This is a genomic window from Pseudomonas sp. (assembly GCF_037994325.1).
Classification (GTDB): domain Bacteria; phylum Pseudomonadota; class Gammaproteobacteria; order Pseudomonadales; family Pseudomonadaceae; genus Aquipseudomonas.
The window spans coordinates 1-3,007 of the sequence record NZ_JBBNAH010000476.1; the positions used below are offsets into that span (position 1 = coordinate 1).

Annotated in this window: 2 protein-coding genes; both read left to right on the top strand. The window is 57.5% G+C overall.

The annotated features are described in order from the left end of the window. Positions 1-969: 3-hydroxyacyl-CoA dehydrogenase NAD-binding domain-containing protein (locus tag AAAB16_RS16170; protein ID WP_340664239.1), on the top strand; the 969-nt coding region annotated here is incomplete at its 5' end. 535 nt (positions 970-1,504) lie between these two features. Continuing rightward, a complete protein-coding gene (locus AAAB16_RS16175; RefSeq protein WP_340664240.1) occupies positions 1,505-2,866 on the top strand; it encodes a DUF1329 domain-containing protein in 1,362 nt (453 codons plus the stop codon). The last annotated feature ends 141 nt before the right edge of the window (positions 2,867-3,007 follow it).

Genomic DNA, 3,007 nt, shown 5'->3' on the forward strand with positions numbered 1-3,007 from the left:
CTGCAAGGTGTCGACTTTATCGTTGAGGCGGTGTTCGAAAGCGTTGAGCTAAAGGGGCAGGTCACCGCTAAAACCGAAGCCTATCTGCCCGAAACTGCTGTGTTCGGCACCAACACCTCCACGCTGCCCATTACCCTGCTGGCCAAGGCGTCCAAACGTCCGGCCAATTTCATCGGTATTCACTTCTTTTCCCCGGTGGAAAAAATGCCGCTGGTGGAAATTATCTGCGGCGAGCAGACCAGCGACGAAGCCTTGGCCAAGGCGTTCGACTTCGCCCGGCAGATTGGCAAGACCGCCATTGTGGTCAATGACTCCCTGGGCTTCTTTACCTCGCGCACCTTTGGCAGCTACTTCGACGAAGGCTGCAAGCTGCTGCTTGAAGGGGTGGACCCGATTCTGATCGATAACCTCGGTAAGCAGATCGGCATGCCGGTGGGGCCGTTGACGGTGCTGGATGAAGTCAGCCTGGAGCTGATGCGCAAGGTCAACGAAACCCAGAAGGAAATGGGCGTATTCGCCACGGTGTTTGATAACAGCCATAGCGATGAGGTCGGCAATATTCTGATCAACGACCACAAACGCCCAGGCCGGCATTACGGCGGTGGTTTCTACGACTACCCGGAAGGCGGCGAGAAAACCATTTGGCCGGGCCTGTATGAGCTGTTCTACAAGGCCGACGTGCACGTGCCGGTGGCCGATATCAAAGAGCGGATGCTGTTTCGCCAAGTGATTGAAGCAGCCAAATGCCTCGACGAGGGTGTGTTGCGCTCGGTGGCCGATGGCAACGTCGGTTCCATTCTTGGTATTGGCGCGCCGGTGTGGACCGGGGGCTTTCTGCAATTTATCAACGGCTACGGCCTGGAGCGCTTTATCGCCCGCACCCGTGAGTTGGCAGCGACCTACGGCGAACGTTTTGCGCCGCCTGCCGTACTGCTGAAAAAGGCCGAGGCTGGCGAAACCCTGCACTGATACCTGATTTACTTCGCTGTTTACTCCGTCATCCCCGCGTAGGCGGGGATCCAGAGTCTTGCAAGGAAATGCGTTCGCCACAGTGCTCTGGATCCCCGCCTGCGCGGGGACGACGGGTGGTGGGACATTCCATCCGCACTCGCTCAAATATCGCCCTGGGTGCTCGCTAACTGCCATTGATAACGCGTTATTCGTCTAGAGCGATGATTAAGTTTCTGCTTGTTGGCTGTTGTAAACGGCCGGGCGAGTGTGGTCTTTTATAGGGGTGATGTAACGTTCGTTAAAGTATCGTTTCAGCGACTAAATAGCTGCCTAGGTTGTTTTCGTCGTTTCCGACGACACCCGTTTGAGGAGGGGGGCGTAACGTAATTTCAGCAATCGGTGGTACGTCGCCAAACGGCTTCGATCACTTGGTTCTTGCTTGTTAGCTGCAGTGGATGCGTTACGAAGAGACTCCGCTGGTGCAGGTCTCGACGACTATGAGTCCGGCGCTGTCATAGCAGCGCCACCCGATAATAAAACAAGAGAGGGAAGCATGAAGCGTAGCAACTACTTAGCGGGCGCATTGGCCTTGAGTACCCTGGTCGGCGCCATTCACACGGCCGCGGCAGACGACGCGGCCAAGCTGGGCGGGCCTGAATTTACCGCCTTCGGTGCGCAGAAAAGCGCGAATGCGGACGGCACCATTCCAGCCTATACCGGCGAAGCCATCAGCATTCCTTCCTGCTACAACAAGGCCGAGCCGAACAACTACTGCGACCCGTGGAACGACAAGGTGTCGTACACCGTTACCGCGCAAAATCTCGATCAATACGCGGCCCATCTGACCGAAGGCCAGAAGGCCCTGTTCAAGCAATACCCTGACTTCAAGATGCAGGTGTATCCAACGCGCCGTACCGCGCGCTTCCCGGATTACTATCTGGCCAACACCGCGAAAAACGTTGAGGCCTGCAAAACCGGTAACGCCGGTATCACGCTGGAAGGGTGCTATGGCGGTGTGCCGTTTCCATTCCCCAAGACCGGCAATGAAGTGATCTGGAACCACCAGATGCAGTACAACCCCAACCTGTTTGGCAACCTGCGTTCGTACTTCGTTGATGGCAGCGGCCGACGCATTCTGGTGAACGCCGAGAAGCTCTGGTTTGCCAACGACTTCGTGTCTGAAGCCAAGCCCGGCCCGCGCGACAGCAGCGTGGAGTATTTCCGTGTACGTATCGCCTTGTACGATCCACCCCGTCGTAACGGCGAACAGACCCTGGTGCGCACCAACCTCGACGGCGAGCAGCGCGCCTGGCAATACCTGCCGGGCCAGCGCCGGGTAAAAATGGCGCCGGACCTGTCCTATGACACCCCGTCGCCGGTCGCCGGTGGCATCACCACCATGGACCAGCAGCGTCTGTTCCTGGGCCGTCAGGACCGCTACGACTTCAAATACATTGGCGTGGAAGAGAAGCTGATCAACTACAACAACTTCGCCATCTACGATTACAACGGCTGCACGGAAGACAAGCTGTTTACCAAAAACTTCCCCAACCCGGAATGCATGCGCTGGGAACTGCACCGGGTGCGGGTAGTGGAAGCGACCTTGAAGCCCGGCTTCCGTCACTTGTTGCCTAAGCGCCGTTTCTATCTGGATGAGGATGTGTCCAGCGCCGGCATCTCGGAAAGCTACGATGCCGCAGGCAAGCTGATCCGTGTCGATACCATGCCGACCATTCCTAACTATGTCTTTGGTTATGGCATGGTGCCCGACCAGACCGTGACCCTTGACCTGGAGCGGGGTGCCTACATGGTGCCGTCCTTCACCGCGTTCAAAGGCGGCGGTTACGGCCAGGTGAACGAGCAACCTGGCACGACCTTCTCGTCGGAAGACATGGCGCAAAGCGGTATTCGCTAAGCGTTTGACCAAGTCGGGAACGAGCACCGGCCAATAGGCTGCAACCCGTTAAGGGTTGCAGCCTTTTTCACAGCTGGCCAATCCCGACGCAATCCAACGCTTGGCGCGTAGGGTGTGCTGTGCGCACCAAGGCGTTTACTC

What these genes read in the sequence shown, in the direction of transcription:
- AAAB16_RS16175 (WP_340664240.1), top strand. Translation starts at nt 1,505, where the DNA reads ATGAAGCGTAGCAACTACTTAGCGGGCGCATTGGCCTTGAGTACCCTG.